Source organism: Georgenia sp. AZ-5 (genome assembly GCF_043952095.1).
Lineage (GTDB): Bacteria > Actinomycetota > Actinomycetes > Actinomycetales > Actinomycetaceae > Georgenia.
Map to the genome: position 1 here is coordinate 548406 of NZ_JBINOU010000001.1, position 19299 is coordinate 567704.

A 19299-nucleotide genomic window follows, 5' to 3' on the forward strand; every position below is an offset into this window, starting at 1 on the left:
AATGGTCCACATGAAGAAATCCGTCAGGGTCCTCTGGGGGAGCGTGGCGGCCGCCTCGGCGCTGCTCCTCGCCAGCTGCAGCAGCGGGACGACCGAGGCGACCGGCGCCTCGCAGGCCCCCAGCTCCTCGGCGAGCGCCAGCGCCACCGCCGACCCCGCCGTCGCGTCCGCCGACCCCGCCGTCGCGTCCGCCGAGGAGGCGGTCGCGGAAGCCTCTGCCGCGGTAGAGGAGTTCACCCCGCCCGGTCCCGAGCTCGGGGACTTGTCCAGCCTCAAGGGAAAGACCGTCTACTACGTCCCCGCCAACTACAAGATCCCCTTGTTCCACCTCGTGGGTGACGCGATGGCTGAGGCGCTCGCCACCGCGGGCGTGGACGTCCAGGTGTGCGACGGGCAGGCCAGCCCGTCCTCCATGGCGGGCTGCCTCACCCAGGCGATCGACGCCAAGGCCGACGCCGTGGTCTCCGGCTCGATCCCCGACGACCTCGCCTCCGTCGCGTTCCAGCAGGTGCGCGACGCCGGCATCCCGCTCCTCTACATGCTCGTCGCCCCGGCCGGACCCGGCGAGCCCGACAAGGTCGCCTACCTGACGCCGGACAACGTCGCGATCCAGGCGATCAACGCGAAGTGGGTCATCGCCGACTCCGCCGGGAAGGCCAACGTCCTGGTCATCAAGGTGACCGACACCCCCGCCACGACCCTGTGGATGGATGAGGGCGCGCTCGCCGAGTACGAGAAGAGCTGCCCCGACTGCAAGGTCACCGTGATCGAGACGAACACCGGACAGCTGCAGAAGCTCCCGAGCCTGGTCAGCTCCGCAATGGTGCGCGACCCCGACATCACGCACGTCCAGGCCGAGTTCGACGTCACCGTCCAGCCCACGGTCCAGGGTCTGCAGTCCGCGGGAAAGACCGACGGTGTGAAGATCATCAGCGGGGACGGCACCCTCGCCGTCCTGCAGATGCTCGGCGAGGGCCGCTTCGTGGCCGGCGCCTCCGGCGTCAACCTCGACGCCCTCGGGTGGTACGGCGCGGACCAGGTGCTCCGCATGATGTCCGGCAGCCCGAGCGTCCAGAACCTCGCCTTCCCCTACAAGCGGCTCTTCACCGCCGAGAACGTCGACGAGCTGGACCTCACCGCGGAGGGTGAGTCCTCGGGGTCCTGGTACGGCGCCAACGACTACAAGGAGGGCTTCAAGCAGCTGTGGGGCGTGAGCTGAGCACCGCCTCGCCCTCAGAACCGGTCGCCTGATCCGCTGCCGCCCCGCCTGCCGGGGCGGCAGTGCGGCGCCAGCGCCCAGCCGGCGTTGCGTGCCTCCCGTTCGCCGCTCGCGCGGCTCCCGACCGGGGTGCGGGACGGGCCCTTCTTAGCCGTGTGACGCAGATCACCCCGGAGACGTGCGAACCACCGATGGGACAATGGGAGGGCTGGCTCGCGGGGGTCGGGCGCACCCATCAGGGGTGGGTGCGAGTGCCCCCGCGCTCCCGTCGGGGTGCCGCTGCGGCGGCGCGCACGGTGGGACGGCCGCTCGCGCCTGGCCGCGTCCGGCGTGCGCGGCCGAGTGTGGCGACCGCGCACACACACCGAAGGTTCACGAGATGAAGTTCTCCCAGGGGCAGATCGTCGTCCACCCGCACCACGGGCCGTCCACCGTCACAGAGATCTCGACGAGGTTCGTCAGGAACGTCCCGGCGCGCTACCTCCGGCTGCAGGTCCACCACAGCAAGCTGGAGATCGGCGTTCCGGTCGCCAACGCCGAGGACCTCGGAGTGCGGCCGCTCCTCGACGTCGACAGGCTCCGGGACCTGTTCGACGTGCTGTGCGCGCCCACCGGTCACGAGGAGCAGGGGTGGTCGCGCCGGTTCAAGGACAACCACGAGAAGCTCCGGGCCGGAGACGTGCTCGTCACCGCCGGGGTCGTCAGGGACCTGACCCGGCGGCGGCAGGCCCACGGGTTGTCGATGGGGGAGAAGGACCTGCTGAAGGACGCCCAGCGGCCCCTGGTCGCCGAGCTCGCGCTCGCACTGGCCGTCGCCGCCGAGGAGGCCGAGCGCATCCTCGAGGCGGCGATCGTCGACGGCGAGAGGCCGTCCCTCGACTGCGAGCTCGCCGCCGCAGGCTGACCGGGGCCGCGCCGCGCGCGTGAGGGCTCGGCTCGCTCGTTCCTCACTCGCGCTGACCGACCCGCGGGGGCGCCCGCCGGCGGCGGGCGCCTTCCGCCGGGAGGCGCACGTGATGATCCTGACCAGGCGGCTCACGCCGGAGCTGGCCGGCTACGTGGCGGTGATCGTGCTCGGGCTGTTCGTGCCGCTGGCCACCGTGCTCGGCTACCTGGCGATCGCCGTCTACGTCATCCTGCCGCTGCGCCCCCTCCGGCGCCGCGCGCCGATCCCGCGGTAGCCCACCCGCCGGCTCACTGTCGCTCGAAGCGCGCCCACACGTGCTTCGCCGACCCCTCGGTGAACCACCCCACGTCCAGCGCCATGCGCAGCGCGATCTGAAGCCCGAGCCCGCCCTCACCGGCGGGGCGGCCGAGCGAGAGCTCGGGGACCTCGTCGGGGGTGTGGTCGACGACGTCGAGCACGAACTCGTCCTCGGTCTTCAGCAGCTGGACCACCGTGGGCGGCAGGGCGTGCACGATCGCGTTGGTCGCCAGCTCGGTGGCCACGAGGACCATCTTGTCGGCCACCCCGGTCAGCCCGTCCGTGTAGTGCGTGCCGGCCTCCGCAAGCTTCTCCGTGAGCCCGGCCCGAAGGCCGGCCAGCTGCTCCGGCGCGTCGAGCACCCAGCGTGCCACCGGCTCGAACTCCTCCGGCGGGTAGGTCGACTCAGACTGCAAACCCGATGTCACGGGACTCCCTCGGTTGACTGTGCGGCCATGCTCGCGGGCGGCGCGGCACCCGGCAACCGCAGTCCGGGGGCCACCGGTCGACTCCACGTCCGAGCGCCGCGCCCCGGTGCCTCACGGCCCTGCGGCCGGCACCGCACCCGCGAGGTCGACGGCGGCGCGGACCGCGGGCGCGAACATCTCGACCCACGTGGGCACCTTGTCCGGCGCGAGGAGCTGGTCGCCGACCGCCCGGAACAGCAGGGCCCTGACGAGGAGCTGCGGAAATTCTGCGCCCTCGCGTGCCGCGGCCCGCCAGATCAGGCCGGGTGCCGCGCCGCGGAATACCACGGCGTCGGCCACCACGACGGCCGAGGCGTAGGCGATCGGGCGCCAGCAGGGAGAGAAGTCGAGTACCACGGGCGGCAGGCCGGGGGCGAAGTGCACGTTGTCGGTGAGGTCGCCGTGGACGAGCTGGGGCGGCGCCGTCACAGGGCGGCGGGCGGCGAGCAGGGCGCCGACGTGCGGGAGGCCCGCGCCGGCGTGGAACGCGTCCTCGCCCCAGGCCACGCGGTCCGCCACTGCCCACGGGTCGTCGCGCCGGTCGAGGAACTCCGGCCGCGAGTGCCCGCGGAGGTGGCCGTGGAAGGCCCGGCCGGCGGCCATGACGTCGAGCCACCGCCCCGCCGCGAGGGCCCCGCGCTCGAACCGCCAGCCGGTCCAGCCGTCGACGACCAGCCGGCCGTCCCGCGCGCGCAGCGGAGGCGCGACCCGCACGTCGTCGGCCCGGTCGACGTCGGCGAGGACCCCTGCCTGCCACTCGAGCGCCTCGGCGGGCATGTCGAGGGGCTTGAGCACGATCCCGCCGGCGCGCCAGGCGGTGCCCTTCCCGCCCCGCAGCGGGACCGGCTCGGCAGGCGCACCGAACGCCTCGAGCACGGCCGCGCCGGGTCGGCCGGCCGGCCGGGGTCGGCCGGGCATCACGCCAGCTCGCGCATCGTCGAGCTGATGAAGACCCGGTGGTCCGGCGTGCGGATGCCCGACATGTCGCTTCGCATTTCGCCCCCCGCCCGGAGGTGCACGGGTCACCATGGACAGCGTAGGCAGGGGGGCCGCCCCCGGCCACGGACCGACCCGGAGCCACGCCGCGCCCGAGCAGCGGCCGGGGGTTGGAGGAGTCGTGACACGTCAGGAGAAGCGTGCCGCCGGGCGCCGTCCCCGGCCGGTGCCCGCCACCGCCGCCGCCGCAGGGGCGACGGGTGCCACCAGCATCGCCGCCGCGGCCGTCCTCGCCGCCGCCGGCGGCGCGGTCGCGACGGGCTTCGTCGCCGTCTGGAGCCTCGCCGTGCGCCGGGCGGTGGTCCGGCACCTGCGGATCAAGCGGCTGGAGGTGGACGACCTGACGGTGCGGCGGCTGCACGTCGCCGAACGAACCTAGCGCCCGTCGAAGAGAGGGCCGAGAGATGTCGACCGCCTCCCTCACCACCGCCGCGATCCTCCTCATCGCCTTGCCCACTGTCGAGATCGGCGGGCTCGCGCTCCTGAGCATGATCAAGCGCCGGGACCCCGGGTACATGGACAACCCGGTCCGCCAGAACCTCTTCCGCGCCGGGCACGCCCACGCCGGCGTCTGGATCGTCCTGGCGCTGGTCGGGATGTTGCTGGTGGATCAGGCCGCCCTCTCCGACGGCCTGAAGATGCTCGTGCGCGTGGGCTTCGCCGTCGCGCCGATCCTCATGCCGCTTGGCTTCTTCCTCTCCGTCGTCCCGGCCCGGGCCGACCGCCCGAACGGCGTGATCTCGCTGGTGTACGTGGGCGGCCTCGCGCTCGCCCTCGCCACGGTGACGCTCGGTGTGGGGCTTCTGCTCGCCTGAGCCGCCCGGGGCCTCCGGGCGCCATCGGTGAGCAGGGGCGCGCCGGTGCGCCCGGCGGCTGCACCCTCAGCCGCGCCCCGGCCTGATGGTGTGCTCGGACTCCCGCTCCCAGCCGCGTGGGCCCGTTACGGCGCGGCCCGCAGCAGCCCGGCGGCGCGCGCCCCCGCGAGGGCCCCGACGAGCGCGGTCCCGGTGACCAGCCCCACCTGGAAGGCGACCTGGCCGCGGGAGAGCTCGTCCGCGGCGAAGGCGCCGTCGAAGAACCCCGAGACCGCGCTGACCAGGCAGGCGGCGGCGAGCCCGGCGGACCCGCCGACCGCCACGCGCCGCCGCGGGCTCACCGCCAGGGCGGTCAGCACGCCCTGCGCGGCGATCATCTGCCAGGGCGCCGCCAGCCTCGCGTCCGGGCCCCAGGCGTCCAGGCCGTCGTTCACGCCGCCGGCGACGGCGAGCGCACCCCCGGCGACGTCCATGGCGACGAGCGTCAGGTAGCCCCCGACGAGCCGGCGCGACGACCCGAGGTCCCGCGGAAGACTGCCGCTCGCGGCCATGCTCCTCCTGCCACCACCCGCCGTGGAGCCCTGGTCGGCGCTACCGGTCCTCTGCCTCCTCGCCGCCCTCTCCGGCGCCCACGGCGCCGCCGGAACTCTCTGCCCCCGTCCCGACGGCGGAGGTGGCGGCGTCCGCCGCTGTGCCACCTTCCGGCGACGCCCCGGTCCCGGACGCTTCCTCCTCCGTGTACGGATCGTTCGCCATCCCCATGGCCTCGTCCGGGTCGGGCGTGCTCATGTGAACCACCTCCGTGGCAGCAACCGGCAGCACCACGAGTCTCGGGGAGGCGTCGGCCACTGGCAAGGCCCGCGGGCGCGGGACGAGATGGTCGGACCTCGCCCGGCAGATCGCGGCCGACGGCCGCGTCTGCGCAACCAGAGCTCGCACGACCACCTGAGCGGCTGGTCGGCGCACCTGCACCGCCCGGCCGGGCAGCCGCCGCCCTGACGGGCCACCGCACAGGCGCCGCCGGACCCCGCCCGCGGGGTTGCCCAGTCCGGGAGCGACGGCGGATCGTGGGACGCATGGTGGCGCTGACGTCGTCACACCCGCCGGCGGCGACGGCCGGGCCGGGCTGCGAGGCCGTGACCGGGAGCCTGATCGCCGAGCCGGTGGCCACGGCGTCCAGCCTGGCGTTCGTCGCGGCGGCCGCGGCGATCCTGGCGGTCCACCGCCGCGGCCCCACCGGTGACGCCCGAGCCGTGGAGGGCGACCTGCGCGGCTACGCGGCGCTCGTCGCGGGGATCGGGCTGGGGTCCGTCGTGCAGCACGGGCCCGACCCGGCGTGGTCGGACCTCGCCCACGACCTGCCCCTGCTCGCCACGCTCACGTTCGTGGCCGCCGACTGCGTGGCCGACCTGACGGGCCGGGCGCGGCGGTGGTGGGGGTGGGCGGCGCCCACGGCCGCCCTCACCCCGCTCATCGTCGCCGCGCCGCGGGCCGGGGACCTGGCCCAGGCCGGGGTCGCCGCAGCCGCCGTGGCCCTCGCCGCCTCCCGCGCCCGGGCGGTCCCGCGCCTCCGGCGCCGGATCGGCTGCTCCCTGGCGCTGCTGGTCCTGGGGGCGTCGATCGGGACCCTGTCCCGGGCCGGTGGGCCGCTGTGCTTCCCGGAGAGCCCGTGGCAGGGGCACGCCGCCTGGCACGTGCTCGCCGCCGCGGCCCTGGTGGTGCTGGCGCCGGTGATCGGCGTCAGGCACGCCTCCGCCCGTGAGGTGCGCCCGGCGGAGGGGTCACCGGAGGCTCCCCACCGCCGGCCCTCCGGCGGCTGAGCGTCACCCCGCGTGCACCAGCCTTCGGGCACTTCGCCGATCACCTGTTGCGCGCGCGGCACACGCCGTGTTGGCTTGTCCCACTCAACGCCTCAGGGCCTTCTGGATGCCCGTCCGGCCATCGGTGCCGCCGGGTCAGCTCCGCCCAGCAGGTGGCGCCCGAACGGTCGAGCAGCCGCCCCGGTCTCGCGCCACCGTAGGACCTTCGATCAGGAGTGGCTGTCGTGTTCGATCTGGATGGCGTGACCCAGGCCCGCAACGACGGGGGCCGGCGGGTTCCCGTGCTCGAGAACGTCACCCTGCACCTCCCGGCGGGGCAGTACGTGGCCGTGAACGGCCCCGCGGGGGCCGGAAGGTCGGCCCTGGTGAAGATCCTGGCCGGGCTCGAGCGCCCCGCGTCGGGTTCGGTGAAGCTCGGGGGTGAGGACCTCGCCGCCATGACCGACAAACGTCTGGCGCAGGTCCGGGCCCGGGAGATCGGGGTCGTCCGCGACCCGCCGGACCTGCGTGACGCGCTCACGCTCACGGAGAACGCCGAGGTCAGCCTCGCGCGGCTGGGCGTGGCGGCGGTCTCACGGCGGCCCTGGGCCGTAGCCGCGCTCGCCGCCGTGGGGCTCGTCGACCGGTCCGACCGTACGCCGGCGAGGCTGTCCAAGGGGGATCGCCAGCGGGTCGCCCTCGCGCGGGCGCTCGCACCGGAGCCCCGGCTGCTCGTCGTCGAGGAGCCCACCGAGGACGTCATGACGCTGCTCGAGCGCCTGCGCCGCGAGCGGGCGCTGACCCTCGTGGTCACCACCCGCCACGAGCGGATCGCGGCACGGGCCGAGCGGGTCTTGACCCTGCACGGCGGCCGGCTCCGCGAGGGGGCCCTGGCGCGGGTCGCCTGAGCCGGACGTCGCCCCGGCCGGCGCGCCCGAGCCGGACGGCGCTCCCTTCGCGCGGGGCCCGAGCCTGCCGCGGCGGTCACGCGGGCACGCCGCCACGACCGGAGTGGTCCCGACGCGTCCGCATGGTGAGCGCGTTCCGTCCCGTCGTCGCACCGAACGCGCCCGGCGCGCGACGATGGCCGCATGACGACGAACACCACCCGCGCCCCCCGGGTCCGCGCCGCCGAGCTCACCGGCCGCGGCTGGCTCAACACCGGCGGCAAGGAGGTCAGCCTGGCGGACCTGCGCGGCAAGATCGTCGTGCTCGACTTCTGGACCTTCTGCTGCATCAACTGCCTGCACGTCCTGGACGAGCTGCGCGAGCTGGAGGAGCGCTACCGCGACGTCCTGGTCATCGTCGGGGTGCACTCGCCCAAGTTCGTCCACGAGGCCGACCCGGACGCGCTCGCGGCGGCGGTGCAGCGCTACGGCGTCGCCCACCCGGTCCTGGACGACCCCAAGCTCGTCACCTGGTCCGCCTACACCGCCCGCGCCTGGCCCACCCTGGTCGTCGTGGACCCGCAGGGCTACATCGTCGCCACGATGGCCGGGGAGGGGCACGCCGCCAACCTGGAGATCCTCGTCCAGGAGCTCGTCGCCGAGCACGAGACCGCGGGCACCCTGCACCGGGGCGAGGGCCCGTACGTGGCGCCCGAGCCGCCGTCGACCACCCTGCGCTTCCCCGCCAAGGCGGTCCAGCTGCCCGGCGGCAACCTGCTCGTGGCGGACGCCGGCCACCACCGCCTCGCCGAGCTCGCCCCCGACGGCGAGACGCTCGTGCGGGCGATCGGCACCGGCGAGCGCGGCCGCGCGGACGGCGCGCCCGACGTCGCGCGCTTCAGCGAGCCCAACGGCCTCGCGCTCGTGCCGGAGGGGCTGCGGGAGCGGCTCGGCTACGACGTCGTCGTCGCCGACACCGTCAACCACCTGCTGCGGGGCGTGCGCCTGACGGACGGGCGCGTGTCCACCCTCGCCGGCACCGGCCGGCAGTACCTGGTCGGCGGCCCCGACAACGGCGAGGGCTACGACCCGCTCGCGCTGCGGATCAGCTCCCCGTGGGAGGTCGCCTGGTCCGAGACCGCCGGCGCGTTCGTCGTGGCGATGGCCGGCAACCACACCCTGTGGGCCTTCGACCCGGTCGAGGGGGCGCTGCGGCACCTCGCCGGCACGATGCACGAGGGTCTGGTGGACGGCGAGCTGCGGCAGGCCTGGTTCGCCCAGCCCTCTGGCCTGGCCGTCGACGGCGAGGGAATCTGGCTCGCCGACTCCGAGACCTCGGCGCTGCGCCGGGTGAACCTCACCGGCCGGTTCGACGGCGCGGTCCGCACCGCCGTCGGGCAGGGCCTGTTCGACTTCGGGCACCGTGACGGCGCCGCCGCCGAGGCCCTGCTGCAGCACCCCCTGGGCGTGGCCACGCTGCCGGACGGCACCGTCGCCGTGGCCGACACCTACAACGGCGCCGTGCGCGTCTACGACCCGGCCACCGGGGAGGTCTCCACCCTCGCGAGCGGCCTGGCCGAGCCGTCCGGGCTCGTGGTGGTCGACGGCGGCACCCACCTGCTCGTCGTGGAGTCCGCCGCGCACCGCCTCACCCGGCTGGCGCTGGGGGAGAAGGGGCGCCGGCACGACGGCGGCGCCCACCGCACCCGCCGGCCGGTCACCGAGGTGGCGCCCACCTTCACCCTGCGCGTGGTGTTCACCCCGCCCACCGGGCAGAAGCTCGACCAGCGGTTCGGCCCCTCCACCCAGCTCGAGGTCGCGGCGTCCAAGCCCGGGGCGCTGCTGGACGGCGCCGGCGCGGGGACCGACCTCGAGCGCGTGATCACCCTCGCGCCGGGCGCGGGGCCGGGAGGGGAGGAGGCGGACACCGTGCTGTCGGTGACCGCCAAGGCGGCCTCCTGCGACGCGGACCCGGCGGTGGAGTTCCCCGCCTGCCACCTCGCCTCCCAGGACTGGGGCATCCCGGTGCGGGTGGTCGAGGGCGGTCCGGCGGAGCTCGTGCTGCCGCTGCACGGCTGAGTTGCCGGCGAAAGCCCGTTCCGCCGGCCCGGCCAGCGGTAGTGTCGGCCTGTCGCCTGCGGGGGAGCTGATCGGCGATGATCGTCGAGGTCTCGCAGTTCCGGCTCGTGCCGGGCGCGGACGAGGACGCCTTCCTCGCGGCCGCGGAGGAGACGCAGACAGGGTTCCTCGCGACGCAGCCGGGGTTCGTCGGCCGCGAGCTGCTGCGCGGGCCGGACGGCTCGTGGCTCGACATCGTGCGGTTCGAGAGCGCGGACGCGGCGCACGCCGCCTTCGCCGCGTTCGTCGGCCATCCGAGCACGAGCGCCTTCGAGGCCATGCTCGACCCGGAGGCGGTGTCGATGACGCACTGGGCGGTGGCGCGAAGCTGGTGAGCCGGCTCCGGGGTCAAGCAGGCCGGGGTCCCCGCCGCGACGTCAGCTGCGCCGTCGCCGGCCCAGGCGCCGCAGCGCGGTCACGCCCAGCGCCCCGGCCGCCACCCACGGCCCGGCGATGATCAAGGGGTCCAGCCACTGGTGGTTCACATCGGCGCGCTTCTGCCCGAGCCGGGAGGCGACCGGATGGTGCTTGAGCTCGCTCAGCACGCCGGTCTCCGTGACGGGGTTGTCGGGGTGCAGGGTGGCGAAGGAGCGGAGGTGGCTCTCGACGGCGTCGACCCGGTCGGCCGCGATGAGCAGCAGCCAGTGCGCCGCGCGGCCCTCGCTGTAGCGGGCGTAGGCGTACTTCCGGATGACCCCCGACAGGCCCTTGGGCGGGGTGGAGGTGCCGAAGACGGGGGTGAGGAACTTGTGCTCGATGGACCGCTCGCGCGGCCACTTCTCCTCCTGCCGCTCGGGGAAGTCCCAGTGGGCGCCGGTGGGCAGGAACTGCTCCCTGGGCACCGACGGGCGGTCCTTGGGATCGAGGTCCGCGCCCCAGCCCGGGATCCTCGCGCGCAGCTCCTCGCGCGAGGGAGCGAGGGCGGGCCTGTCGGCGGTGTAGGCCATGGCGCGCTCCTTCAGGCTGCGTCCGGGACGATGAGCGGCTTGATGCAGCCGTCCAGCTTGGCGGAGAAGATGTGGTACCCCTCGGCGATGTGCTCCAGCGGGATGCGGTGCGTGACGATGTCGCTGGGCCTGAGGTAGCCGTTCTTGATGTGCTCGAACAGGCGCGGCCACTGCCGCTTGACGTGGGCCTGGTTCATCCGGAGCGTCAGGCCCTTGTTCAGGGCGTCGCCGAACTTCACGGCGTTGAAGATGGGCCCGTAGGCGCCCATCACCGAGACCGTGCCGCCCTTGCGGACCGAGTCGATGGCCCAGTTGAGCGCCACGGGGGAGCCGCCCTGGAGCTTGAGCTTGGCGGCGGTCACGTGCTGGAGGAAGTTGCCGTCCGCCTCCGCGCCCACGGCGTCGATGGCGACGTCGGCGCCCAGGTGGTCGGTGATCTTCTTCATGTGCACGACGATGTCGTCGTGCTCGGCGAAGTTGTACGTCTCGGCGTGCGCGAAGGTGCGCGCCTTCTCCAGCCGGTACTCCAGGTGGTCGATGACGATGACCCGCCCGGCGCCCATGAGCCAGGACGACTTCGCGGCGAAGAGCCCGACAGGGCCCGCGCCGAACACCACCACGGTGTCGCCCTCGACGATGTCGCCGAGCTGGGCGCCGAAGTACCCGGTGGCCAGGGCGTCGGTGAGGAGGACGGCGTCCTCCTCGTCCATCCAGTCCGGGATGATCGACGGCCCCACGTCGGCGAACGGCACCCGGACGTACTCGGCCTGGCCACCGTCGTAGCCGCCGGTGGTGTGGGAGTAGCCGTAGATGGCGCCGACGGCGGTGGCGTTGGGGTTGACGTTGTGGCAGTTGGCGTACAGGCCGCGGGCGCAGAAGTAGCAGGACCCGCAGTAGATGTTGAAGGGCACCATCACGCGGTCGCCGGGCTTGAGGTTCTGCACCGACGACCCCACCTGGTCGACGACGCCGATGAACTCGTGCCCGAACGTCGTCCCCACCCGCGTGTCCGGCATCATGCCGTGGTACAGGTGCAGGTCGGAGCCGCAGATCGCGGCACGCGTCACCCGCACGATGGCATCGTTGGGATGCTCGATGGCCGGGATGTCCTTCTCCTCGACCCGGATCTTGTACGGCCCGCGGTAGACCATCGCTCGCATCGCAATGCCCCTGTTCGTCCGCGCAACCCGGCCAGGATCACATGATCGGCGTCACACCGCGCTCCGAGGCGCCGGTGCCACGGGCGGTGCGCGGCCTCGCGCACGCACCGCACCGGTGCCGCGAGGTCGCAGCGCGCTGCCGACGCCGGTCACGGCTCGGTGGCTGGTTCCGCGGGCGCGAGCCGGTACGTGGCGATGATGACGCCGGTCGTGGTCGTCGTCGCCCCTGCGAGCCGCAGGTCGGCGGGCGCCCCGCCGTCGGGGAACAGGCGCCGCCCCGACCCCAGGACGAGCGGGTGGACGAGCAGCAGGAACTCGTCGACGAGGCGGCGCCGCATGAGGGACTGCACCAGCTCGCCGCTGCCGAGCACCACGAGGTCCTTGCCCTCCGCGGCCTTGAGGCGGGCGACCGCGTCGACGGCGTCGCCCGGGAGCAGCGACGAGTTGCGCCAGGGGAGCGGCTCGCGCAGCGTCGTCGACGCCACGTGCTTGGGGAACTCGTTCATCACCGCGGTGTACGGGTCGTCCGGCGGGGCCGTCGGCCAGTAGCCCGCCATCGACTCGTAGGTGCGGCGCCCGAGCAGCAGCTCCCCGCCCTCGGCGACGCCCCGGCCCATCGCCTCGCCCATGACCTGGTCCGCGTTCGCCATCGCCCAGCCGCCCCGGTCGAACCCGCCGCGGCGGTCCTCGTCCGGGGACGCCGGAGCCTGCATGACCCCGTCGAGCGAGACGTGGTTGACCACGACGACCTTGCGCATCGGCTGCTCCTTCGCAGAGTCCCCACCCGTGCACCGAGGGCGCCTGGACGCGGCGAGGGCGCCGGGTGCAGCAGGCGCCGTCGCGGTGTCGAGGCGCCCTGGTCGAACGTAGCAGCGGGCTCCCGGCTGCCGCGTGGGATCCCGATGCACGTAGGCGGCCCCGGTCCGGTCCAGCCGGGCGGCGAGGGCGTCCACCCAGGCCGCCTTCGGCCCCATGTCGGCGGGGCCGTCGTAGAAGGCGGCGACGTTCGCCATGATCGGCGCGCGGCGGTGGGCGTACGCCGTGGCGTCGTCCGGCACCTCCGCCACGGCGCCGCCCAGCACGCGCAGCTGCGCCACCCGCAGCGGCGCGTCCGACGCCTCCAGCGCCGCCACGACCTCGTCCGCGAGGGGTTCGTCGAGCTCGTCGGTGAACAGCGTCCGGGCCACCGCGGTCGGCCGGTAGCTGTCGTCCTCGGGCGGGAACATCTCGGCGTAGCTCGCCGGGCGCACGAGGTCCGCCAGCGGCGGGGAGCGACGGGACGAGGGCCGGGCGCTCGTCGTAGACGGGGGTGACGATGGTGCGCAGCCGGTCGAAGTCGGGGTCGTCGGGGGTCAGGACGGTGCCGGTCAGGTGGGTGCGCAGCCGGTCGACCAGCTTCGGGGTGGTGGCGTGCTGCACGGGTCGCTCCGGGTCGGACGTGGTGGACGGCCAGACGTCGAACGGGGACGGCCGGTCTCGACAGCCGGCGCGGGGGCGGAGACGCGAGTGGTGGGAGGCGCCGGTCGGACGAACCGCTCGTGACGGTTCGGGTCGAAGGTGCGCTTCCGGTGCATGGTTCCGGACACTATCCGGCCGTCAGGGCCGGACAACGAGCCGATGATGTCGAGATCCCCGAGTGCCGTTCGACGTTGGAGCTGAACGGGCGGCGCAGGCGCCCGCCCGCCCTGCAATCCCACGACGACGGAGGTACCCATGCGCAAGGTGGTCATGGCCGCGTTCCTCACCCTGGACGGCGTCATGCAGGCGCCCGGCGGCCCCGAGGAGGACACCGACGGCGGGTTCGAGTACGGCGGGTGGACGTTCCCGTTCGCGGACGAGGAATTCGGCCGCATCGTCACCGGAACGTTCGCCGAGATGGGCGGACTGCTGCTCGGCCGGCGAACCTACGACATCTTCGCCGGCTACTGGCCGCAGCACGCCGACCCGGACGACCCGGTGGCGACGGCGCTGAACGACTGGCCGAAGTACGTCGCCTCCACGACGCTGACCGAGCCGACGTGGCAGAACACCACGGTCCTCCAGGGCGACGTGCCGGAGGCGGTGCGGGAGCTGAAGGAGCAGGACGGCGGGAATCTCCTCATCCAGGGCAGCTCCCAGCTGGTGCAGACGCTCATGGCCCACGACCTCGTCGACGAGTATCGGCTGATCACGTTCCCGGTGGTCGTCGGGTCCGGGAAGCGGCTGTTCCCGGACGGGTGCCCGGCGCGCGGGCTGCGGATGGTGGAGTCCAAGACCACGGCGGCGGGAGCGGTGTATGCCAGGTACGAGCTGGCGGGCGAGGTCCGCACCGGCTCCTACTAGCCGGGGCGCCGGCCCGCCCAGGGCGCGCGGCCTGTGGGCGGGTCGGGGTAGACAAGTCCCATGACCGTGCACAGCGACACCGTCCCGAACATCACCCTCAACAACGGCGTCCAGATCCCGCAGGTGGGGTTCGGCGTCTTCCAGGTCCCCGAGGACAGCACCCAGGCCACCGTCGAGGCCGCCATCGAGGTGGGCTACCGCCACATCGACACCGCGGCGGCCTACTACAACGAGGCCGGCGTGGGCGCGGCGATCAAGGCCGTCGGCCTGCCGCGCGAGGAGCTCTTCGTCACCACCAAGCTGCGCAACGGCGACCAGGGCTACGACAGCGCCCTCCGGGCGTTCGACGACTCCCGCCGGGCGCTGGGCCTGGACGTGGTCGACCTCTACCTCGTCCACTGGCCGGTGCCGAGCAAGGACCTCTACGTCGAGACGTGGCGGGCCTTCGAGAAGCTCCTCGCCGACGGCGCGGTGCGGGCGATCGGCGTGTCGAACTTCCTGCCCGAGCACCTGCGCCGGCTGCTCGACGAGACCGACGTCGTGCCCGCCGTGAACCAGGTGGAGGTCCACCCCACCTTCCAGCAGCGCGGCGCCCTGGCCGCGACGCGCGAGGCGGGGATCGCCGTCGAGGCATACTCCCCGCTGGGGCGCGGCGCCGACCTGGGCAACGAGGTCGTGACCCGCATCGCCGAGGACCGCGGGGTCACGCCCGGCCAGGTGGTCCTGCGCTGGCACCTGCAGGCAGGCCGGATCGTCATCCCCAAGTCGGTGACCCCCGAGCGCATCCGGGCGAACATCGACCTGGCCGGGTTCGAGCTGACCGCCGAGGAGGTCGCCGAGATCGACGCCCTGGAGTCGGGCAACCGCACCGGCGCCGACCCCGCGAAGGCGGCGTTCTCGCAGTACCGCTGAGCCGTCAGGCCGTGCCGACGAGCGGACGGGCCGGCCCGTCCTCGACCGCCACGACCTCGTGGCGCGCCGGGGGCGGGCCCGGCTCCGCGCCGCAGCTGGCCGGGCGCGGCGGCCCGTCCGGGGAGGTGGTCTCCACCGTCACCCGGAGGGTCCGGTCGGCCACCTCCCAGGAGGTCGTCGTGCGAACGCCGTCCGTCTCCACGCCCATCAGCCGGAGAGCGGCGGCACCGTCGGCCCCGCTGGCCCGCCGCACGGCCACCTCGGCGGCCTGGACCGGGTGGGCGAGCGCCGCCCGCCCGCGCATCTTCCCGACCAGCAGCCGCCCCTCGGCGTGCGCCGCGACGAGCGGCGCCACGTCCTCCCGGTCCATCCGCCCGTAGACGACGCCGTCCGGCACCACCAGCACGTTGGCCGCCAGGCGGTGGCCGCCCAGGTGGCTCACCTCCCACGTGCCGGCCGCGTCGGCGGCCGCCAGGGCAGCCGCGATGGGCCGGCCGAGCTCTCCGCAGCAGGCGTCGCGCAGCGCCTGCGTGCACACCAGGTACTGCGTGGCCAGCGGCTCCCAGCCCGCCGGCACCCGGCCGGCGCGCAGCTCGGCCAGCAGCGCGCGCACGTTCCAGCCCGCGATCTGGGACAGCGCGCGCACGGCGGTGCGGGCGCCGCACCCGCCGTCGGGGCCGACGGCGACGAGCATGACGGCGGCCGGGGAGGGCACGCCGTGCTGGGTGCCGGGTCGCCTCACCAGCAGCGGGGTGATCTCGAGGGGCTCGAGCAGCGGCCTGAGGAGGTTCCCGAGACGGGTGTCGGTGCCGTCCGGGTCGGTGAACGGGGCGTCGCGCAGGATCTTCTTGCCCCACGGGCCGTTGTGCTCGATGAGCAGGTAGCCCTGCGCGGTGGACGCCGTCCCGGCCAGGGGGTCGCCGCTCTCGAGGCTGAGACGGCTGCACGCCTCCGGTCGCCTGCTCTCCACCCCGGTGACGGTACCGGGTGCGGCGCGGGCGCGGCGCGCCGCGGCGGCGGGCCCGGTGCCGTGCCGGGGGCGCGCCGCGGTGCGACGTGGGCGGACCCACTGTGGCCGTTCTGGCCCGCGGTGCGAGAATGGGGGAGCAAAGTCCCGAGTTCCCGATCGACGAGGTGACCATGGCCCTGCCGTACGACGACGCCCCGAAGTTCGCCGCCTACGCCCACCCCGACCGGCTGGTGAGCACCGACTGGCTGGCCGCCCACCTCGGCGAGCCCGGCCTCGTCGTCGTCGAGAGCGACGAGGACGTGCTGCTCTACGACACCGGCCACATCCCCGGCGCGGTCAAGGTGGACTGGCACCTCGACCTCAACGACCCCGTCAAGCGTGACTACGTCGACGGCGAGGGCTTCGCGCGCCTGATGTCCGCCAAGGGGATCGGCCGGGACACCACCGTGGTCATCTACGGCGACAAGAACAACTGGTGGGCCGCCTACGCGCTGTGGGTGTTCACCCTCTTCGGCCACCCCGACGTGCGGCTGCTCGACGGCGGGCGCGCCAAGTGGCAGGCCGAGGGCCGGCCGATGACCACCGACGTGCCCGCCCCCGCGCCGGCCGACTACCCCGTCGTGGAGCGCGACGACGCCGGGGTGCGGGCGTTCAAGGACGACGTGCTCGACTTCCTCGGCGGCCAGATGATCGACGTGCGCTCCCCGCAGGAGTACACCGGCGAGCGGACCCACATGCCCGACTACCCGGAGGAGAGCTCCCTGCGCGGCGGGCACATCCCCGGGGCGCTGTCGGTGCCGTGGGGCCGCGCCGCGAACGAGGACGGCACCTTCAAGGGCCGCGACGAGCTCGAGGCGATCTACCAGCGCGAGAAGGGCCTCGACCCGGCCCGGCCGGTGGTCGCGTACTGCCGCATCGGCGAGCGGTCGAGCCACACCTGGTTCGTGCTGCAGCACCTGCTCGGCTTCCCGCAGGTGCGCAACTACGACGGCTCGTGGACCGAGTGGGGCAACGCCGTGCGGGCGCCCATCGCCCGCGGCGAGGCGCCCGGGGAGGTGCCCGCCCGATGACCGCCGTCACCGGCCTGCCGCCGGCCTTCGCCGCGATCGTGGAGGACTTCGGCGCCGTCAGCCCGCAGGACCGGCTCCAGCTGCTGCTCGAGTTCAGTCGCGAGCTGCCGGAGCTGCCCCAGCGGTATGCCGAGCACCCCGAGCTCCTCGAGCCGGTGCCGGAGTGCCAGTCCCCGATCTTCCTGCTCACCGAGGTCGACGGCGCCGGGGACGACGCCACCGTGCACCTGCACTTCTCCGCCCCGCAGGAGGCGCCCACCACGCGCGGCTTCGCCGGCATCCTGCACGAGGGCCTCGACGGGCTGACGGTGCGGCAGGTCCTTGACGTGCCGGCCGACGTCTACAACCGGCTGGGCCTGGCCGAGGTGGTCAGCCCGCTGCGGCTGCGCGGCATGGCGGGCATGCTCGGGCGGATCAAGCGCCAGGTGCGGGAGAGGTCCGCGGCCTGAGGCCGCGCCGGGCGACCCGGAACTATGCCGCGACCATCGTGCGTCGCAGGGACCCCGGGAGCTGGCGGACCAGGGCGTCGACCGAGCGGTCCACGTCCACGCCGTCGTCCTCGATCACCGTCTCGATGAGCCCGTACGCGGCGTAGGCGAGCATGCGGGCGACGGCTCGCTCCTGAGCCGGCGCGCTGCCCTGCCGGGTGGCCGCGGCCAGCGCCTCCTCCGTGCTGCGGAGCAGCTGCTCCGCGACGGCCCGGGTCAGCACCGGGTCGCCGCCGCTGCCGAGGAACCGGTTGTAGGTGTCGCGGTGCTGTGCCGCCTCGTCGAGCACCCCGGACAGCCAGGCGCCGTAGCCGTGCTCCTCGAGCCGGGAGGGGCACTCGATGCGCTCCAGCAGGTCGGCGATGACGGTGGCCGCCAGCTCGGAGACGCTGGTGAAGTGCTTGTAGAACGTCGTGCGGTGCAGCCCCGCGGTGCGGCACAGCTCGACCACGTCGACCTCGTGCGGCGGGGTCGTGCCGGCGAGGTCGATCAGCGCCTGCTGCAGGGCGGCGATCGTCCGGCGCGCCCGGGGGTCGGAGGCTCTGGTCGTCTTGTTCATACGGACATGATGCGTCGTCTACACCCGCATAGCACTGTCCGAAAAAGGACACGTCCGGTTGCTGCCACCTGGGCATATGCGCCGTGGTGGCTCCCGAGGGCGCCGGAGACCGTCCCTCGGGCGCCTCGGGGAGGGGCATTACTCACGCTTCCGCTCTGGCGTAGCGTGGTGGCAGGCAGCTAGGTCCGGCGCATCGATGGAGGACTGCCATGAGGCGCATGCTCGCGGCCGCGGCCGCCGCCCTGGCACTCGCCGGGGCCTCGGTCGCCGTGGCCGGCCCCGCCAACGCCCGAACGACGGCGGACGCCGACGTGCGTTCGACGCTCGTTGTGATGACCGGCCGCGCCGAGCGGCCAGGGCCGGGCGACCCGGACGGCTTCGGCTTCGCCCTGGTCAGCCTGACCCCGGCCGAGGGAGAGATCTGCTACGTGCTCACGGCCTCGCGGATCGAGCCCGCCACCGCCGCCCATATCCACCGGGGTGGGCGGGAGGTGGCTGGTCCCGTCGTGGTGCCCCTCGAACCCCCGACTTCCGGCCTGTCCGCCGCCTGCGTGACGGCGGACCGTGGCCTGGTGACGGAGATCGCGGCGGACCCCGAGGGGTACTACGTCAACGTGCACAACGCCCCCTACCCGGCCGGGGCGATCCGCGCCCAGCTCCGCTGAGAGCGGCCGCGTGTCAGGCCGTGGGCTCGTACGCCCAGTGCCACGGCTCGCGTGGCGTGTCCTCGACGAAGCCGAAGCGGCCCGCGTTGGCGCGCATCCAGGCCTGGGCGTCGGGGTCGAGGTCGAGGTCGACGGCCATCCCCCACCCGTGCGGGCTCGTCCCGGGCGCTGCGCCGAGGCCGCCCTCGGAGTACAGCCCCTTGCGGCGGACGACGTCCACCTGCACGTCGTACGGGCGGTAGGAGTCGGTGATGCCGATCGTCACGCCGGCGGCCTCGGCCGAGGCCAGGAGCCGCTCGAGCGAGTCGGCGGCGGGTGCCCACAGCCGGTGGCCCGTGTCCCCGACCGGGTCCAGCGCCTCACGCGGGATGTGCCCGTTGCCGTAGGCCGCGAGCTCGGTGGGGACGCCGGCCGCGTTCAGGGCGCTGGTGAGTGGCGGCGCCTCGAACTCGGCGAGCGCGTCGTCGAGCGCGGACGTGAAGGCGGAGCCGGACGTCGCGGCGGGCTGCGCGGCGGGGGCGCTCAGTGACGCGATCGTCGTCTGGATCTGCGCGATGCGCTGCGTGATCGCGGCGATGCCTTCCACCATGGTCTCCTCCCCGTCCTCACTTCTCATCGGCCGGCGCGCGCCGCGCGTGAGGCGATCTGGTCGGGAAGAACCGACCGTCGTCGGGAATGCGGGACGCGCCGCCCCTGTTGGC

General features: G+C 74.3%; 24 protein-coding genes. 14 read left to right on the forward strand and 10 right to left on the reverse strand.

Annotated elements, in window-relative coordinates; all coding sequences use genetic code 11:
- Positions 1-10 precede the first annotated feature (10 nt).
- The 3 genes from ACF0H8_RS02585 (at position 11) to ACF0H8_RS02595 (ending at position 2400) form a co-directional block, all read left to right on the forward strand.
- A complete protein-coding gene (locus ACF0H8_RS02585; RefSeq protein ID WP_395287431.1) occupies positions 11-1219 on the forward strand; it encodes a sugar ABC transporter substrate-binding protein in 1209 nt (402 codons plus the stop codon).
- 379 nt (positions 1220-1598) lie between these two features.
- Positions 1599-2123 carry a CarD family transcriptional regulator gene (locus tag ACF0H8_RS02590; protein WP_395287432.1) on the forward strand — a complete coding sequence of 175 codons (525 nt, stop codon included), beginning with the start codon at positions 1599-1601 and terminating at the stop codon, positions 2121-2123.
- Positions 2124-2235: 112 nt separating this feature from the next.
- Positions 2236-2400, forward strand: coding sequence for a hypothetical protein (locus tag ACF0H8_RS02595; RefSeq protein ID WP_395287433.1), 165 nt, complete (start codon positions 2236-2238; stop codon positions 2398-2400).
- Positions 2401-2413: 13 nt separating this feature from the next.
- Here ACF0H8_RS02595 and ACF0H8_RS02600 read toward each other — a convergent pair whose 3' ends face one another.
- Positions 2414-2851, reverse strand: a complete 438-nt coding sequence (locus ACF0H8_RS02600) for an ATP-binding protein (RefSeq protein WP_395287434.1) — start codon at positions 2849-2851, stop codon at positions 2414-2416.
- A 111-nt stretch (positions 2852-2962) separates the two neighbouring features.
- Positions 2963-3808 carry a TIGR02569 family protein gene (locus tag ACF0H8_RS02605; protein WP_395287435.1) on the reverse strand — a complete coding sequence of 282 codons (846 nt, stop codon included), beginning with the start codon at positions 3806-3808 and terminating at the stop codon, positions 2963-2965.
- A gap of 199 nt (positions 3809-4007) precedes the next feature.
- Between ACF0H8_RS02605 and ACF0H8_RS02610 the strand changes: the two genes are divergently transcribed.
- Entirely contained in the window at positions 4008-4265 is a 258-nt protein-coding gene (locus ACF0H8_RS02610) for a hypothetical protein (protein ID WP_395287436.1), read from the forward strand.
- Positions 4266-4290: 25 nt separating this feature from the next.
- Complete coding sequence (locus tag ACF0H8_RS02615; protein ID WP_395287437.1) at positions 4291-4701, forward strand: hypothetical protein; 411 nt, start codon at positions 4291-4293, stop codon at positions 4699-4701.
- A gap of 125 nt (positions 4702-4826) precedes the next feature.
- Here the strand turns inward: ACF0H8_RS02615 and ACF0H8_RS02620 are convergent, their stop codons facing one another.
- Complete coding sequence (locus ACF0H8_RS02620; RefSeq protein ID WP_395287438.1) at positions 4827-5252, reverse strand: hypothetical protein; 426 nt, start codon at positions 5250-5252, stop codon at positions 4827-4829.
- A 40-nt stretch (positions 5253-5292) separates the two neighbouring features.
- Positions 5293-5490 (reverse strand): hypothetical protein, encoded by a 198-nt coding sequence (locus ACF0H8_RS02625; RefSeq protein WP_395287439.1) that lies wholly within the window; start codon positions 5488-5490, stop codon positions 5293-5295.
- Between the two features lie 287 nt (positions 5491-5777).
- Here ACF0H8_RS02625 and ACF0H8_RS02630 point away from each other — a divergent pair, with 287 nt between their 5' ends.
- The 4 genes from ACF0H8_RS02630 to ACF0H8_RS02645 all read left to right on the forward strand — a co-directional run bounded on the left by ACF0H8_RS02630 (position 5778) and on the right by ACF0H8_RS02645 (position 9840).
- The gene (locus ACF0H8_RS02630) at positions 5778-6521 is read left to right on the forward strand and encodes a hypothetical protein (RefSeq protein WP_395287440.1); all 744 of its coding nucleotides are present in this window, start codon (positions 5778-5780) and stop codon (positions 6519-6521) included.
- A gap of 224 nt (positions 6522-6745) precedes the next feature.
- Positions 6746-7408 (forward strand): ABC transporter ATP-binding protein, encoded by a 663-nt coding sequence (locus tag ACF0H8_RS02635; protein ID WP_395287441.1) that lies wholly within the window; start codon positions 6746-6748, stop codon positions 7406-7408.
- A gap of 183 nt (positions 7409-7591) precedes the next feature.
- A complete protein-coding gene (locus tag ACF0H8_RS02640) occupies positions 7592-9466 on the forward strand; it encodes an NHL domain-containing thioredoxin family protein (protein WP_395287442.1) in 1875 nt (624 codons plus the stop codon).
- A 77-nt stretch (positions 9467-9543) separates the two neighbouring features.
- On the forward strand, positions 9544-9840 hold the full coding sequence (locus ACF0H8_RS02645; RefSeq protein WP_395287443.1) for an antibiotic biosynthesis monooxygenase family protein: 297 nt from the start codon (positions 9544-9546) through the stop codon (positions 9838-9840).
- Between the two features lie 42 nt (positions 9841-9882).
- Here ACF0H8_RS02645 and ACF0H8_RS02650 read toward each other — a convergent pair whose 3' ends face one another.
- The 3 genes from ACF0H8_RS02650 to ACF0H8_RS02660 form a co-directional block, all read right to left on the reverse strand.
- On the reverse strand, positions 9883-10452 hold the full coding sequence (locus tag ACF0H8_RS02650; RefSeq protein WP_395287444.1) for a hypothetical protein: 570 nt from the start codon (positions 10450-10452) through the stop codon (positions 9883-9885).
- A gap of 11 nt (positions 10453-10463) precedes the next feature.
- A complete protein-coding gene (locus ACF0H8_RS02655) occupies positions 10464-11612 on the reverse strand; it encodes a zinc-dependent alcohol dehydrogenase (protein ID WP_395287445.1) in 1149 nt (382 codons plus the stop codon).
- Positions 11613-11761: 149 nt separating this feature from the next.
- On the reverse strand, positions 11762-12862 hold the full coding sequence (locus ACF0H8_RS02660) for a dihydrofolate reductase family protein (protein WP_395287446.1): 1101 nt from the start codon (positions 12860-12862) through the stop codon (positions 11762-11764).
- A gap of 463 nt (positions 12863-13325) precedes the next feature.
- On the opposite strand from ACF0H8_RS02660, the gene ACF0H8_RS02665 reads away from it, so the two are divergent.
- Together ACF0H8_RS02665 and ACF0H8_RS02670 are read left to right on the forward strand one after the other, a co-directional pair.
- Positions 13326-13934, forward strand: a complete 609-nt coding sequence (locus ACF0H8_RS02665; RefSeq protein ID WP_395287447.1) for a dihydrofolate reductase family protein — start codon at positions 13326-13328, stop codon at positions 13932-13934.
- A 60-nt stretch (positions 13935-13994) separates the two neighbouring features.
- Positions 13995-14846 (forward strand): aldo/keto reductase, encoded by an 852-nt coding sequence (locus ACF0H8_RS02670; RefSeq protein WP_395287448.1) that lies wholly within the window; start codon positions 13995-13997, stop codon positions 14844-14846.
- A 4-nt stretch (positions 14847-14850) separates the two neighbouring features.
- Here ACF0H8_RS02670 and ACF0H8_RS02675 read toward each other — a convergent pair whose 3' ends face one another.
- A complete protein-coding gene (locus tag ACF0H8_RS02675; RefSeq protein ID WP_395287449.1) occupies positions 14851-15816 on the reverse strand; it encodes a sucrase ferredoxin in 966 nt (321 codons plus the stop codon).
- Positions 15817-15986: 170 nt separating this feature from the next.
- Here ACF0H8_RS02675 and ACF0H8_RS02680 point away from each other — a divergent pair, with 170 nt between their 5' ends.
- Positions 15987-16886 (forward strand): sulfurtransferase, encoded by a 900-nt coding sequence (locus tag ACF0H8_RS02680; RefSeq protein WP_395290796.1) that lies wholly within the window; start codon positions 15987-15989, stop codon positions 16884-16886.
- Positions 16883-17335, forward strand: coding sequence for a SufE family protein (locus tag ACF0H8_RS02685; RefSeq protein ID WP_395287450.1), 453 nt, complete (start codon positions 16883-16885; stop codon positions 17333-17335). The genes ACF0H8_RS02680 and ACF0H8_RS02685 overlap by 4 nt, the downstream gene beginning before the upstream one ends.
- 22 nt (positions 17336-17357) lie before the next feature.
- Here ACF0H8_RS02685 and ACF0H8_RS02690 read toward each other — a convergent pair whose 3' ends face one another.
- Complete coding sequence (locus ACF0H8_RS02690; RefSeq protein ID WP_395287451.1) at positions 17358-17933, reverse strand: TetR/AcrR family transcriptional regulator; 576 nt, start codon at positions 17931-17933, stop codon at positions 17358-17360.
- Between the two features lie 209 nt (positions 17934-18142).
- On the opposite strand from ACF0H8_RS02690, the gene ACF0H8_RS02695 reads away from it, so the two are divergent.
- Positions 18143-18598: a CHRD domain-containing protein gene (locus ACF0H8_RS02695; protein ID WP_395287452.1), complete on the forward strand. Its 456-nt coding sequence runs from the start codon at positions 18143-18145 to the stop codon at positions 18596-18598.
- 13 nt (positions 18599-18611) lie between these two features.
- On the opposite strand, the gene ACF0H8_RS02700 is transcribed toward ACF0H8_RS02695, so the two are convergent.
- The gene (locus tag ACF0H8_RS02700) at positions 18612-19187 is read right to left on the reverse strand and encodes a D-alanyl-D-alanine carboxypeptidase family protein (protein ID WP_395287453.1); all 576 of its coding nucleotides are present in this window, start codon (positions 19185-19187) and stop codon (positions 18612-18614) included.
- Positions 19188-19299 lie beyond the last annotated feature (112 nt).

Bases quoted from the DNA above. Each gene is read 5' to 3' on its own strand.
- ACF0H8_RS02585 (WP_395287431.1), top strand. From the start codon at position 11: ATGAAGAAATCCGTCAGGGTCCTCTGGGGGAGCGTGGCGGCCGCCTCG.
- ACF0H8_RS02590 (WP_395287432.1), top strand. From the start codon at position 1,599: ATGAAGTTCTCCCAGGGGCAGATCGTCGTCCACCCGCACCACGGGCCG.
- ACF0H8_RS02595 (WP_395287433.1), top strand. From the start codon at position 2,236: ATGATCCTGACCAGGCGGCTCACGCCGGAGCTGGCCGGCTACGTGGCG.
- ACF0H8_RS02605 (WP_395287435.1), bottom strand. From the start codon at position 3,808: ATGCCCGGCCGACCCCGGCCGGCCGGCCGACCCGGCGCGGCCGTGCTC.
- ACF0H8_RS02615 (WP_395287437.1), top strand. From the start codon at position 4,291: ATGTCGACCGCCTCCCTCACCACCGCCGCGATCCTCCTCATCGCCTTG.
- ACF0H8_RS02620 (WP_395287438.1), bottom strand. From the start codon at position 5,252: ATGGCCGCGAGCGGCAGTCTTCCGCGGGACCTCGGGTCGTCGCGCCGG.
- ACF0H8_RS02625 (WP_395287439.1), bottom strand. From the start codon at position 5,490: ATGAGCACGCCCGACCCGGACGAGGCCATGGGGATGGCGAACGATCCG.
- ACF0H8_RS02630 (WP_395287440.1), top strand. From the start codon at position 5,778: ATGGTGGCGCTGACGTCGTCACACCCGCCGGCGGCGACGGCCGGGCCG.
- ACF0H8_RS02640 (WP_395287442.1), top strand. From the start codon at position 7,592: ATGACGACGAACACCACCCGCGCCCCCCGGGTCCGCGCCGCCGAGCTC.
- ACF0H8_RS02645 (WP_395287443.1), top strand. From the start codon at position 9,544: ATGATCGTCGAGGTCTCGCAGTTCCGGCTCGTGCCGGGCGCGGACGAG.
- ACF0H8_RS02650 (WP_395287444.1), bottom strand. From the start codon at position 10,452: ATGGCCTACACCGCCGACAGGCCCGCCCTCGCTCCCTCGCGCGAGGAG.
- ACF0H8_RS02655 (WP_395287445.1), bottom strand. From the start codon at position 11,612: ATGCGAGCGATGGTCTACCGCGGGCCGTACAAGATCCGGGTCGAGGAG.
- ACF0H8_RS02665 (WP_395287447.1), top strand. From the start codon at position 13,326: ATGCGCAAGGTGGTCATGGCCGCGTTCCTCACCCTGGACGGCGTCATG.
- ACF0H8_RS02670 (WP_395287448.1), top strand. From the start codon at position 13,995: ATGACCGTGCACAGCGACACCGTCCCGAACATCACCCTCAACAACGGC.
- ACF0H8_RS02680 (WP_395290796.1), top strand. From the start codon at position 15,987: ATGGCCCTGCCGTACGACGACGCCCCGAAGTTCGCCGCCTACGCCCAC.
- ACF0H8_RS02685 (WP_395287450.1), top strand. From the start codon at position 16,883: ATGACCGCCGTCACCGGCCTGCCGCCGGCCTTCGCCGCGATCGTGGAG.
- ACF0H8_RS02690 (WP_395287451.1), bottom strand. From the start codon at position 17,933: ATGAACAAGACGACCAGAGCCTCCGACCCCCGGGCGCGCCGGACGATC.
- ACF0H8_RS02695 (WP_395287452.1), top strand. From the start codon at position 18,143: ATGAGGCGCATGCTCGCGGCCGCGGCCGCCGCCCTGGCACTCGCCGGG.
- ACF0H8_RS02700 (WP_395287453.1), bottom strand. From the start codon at position 19,187: ATGGTGGAAGGCATCGCCGCGATCACGCAGCGCATCGCGCAGATCCAG.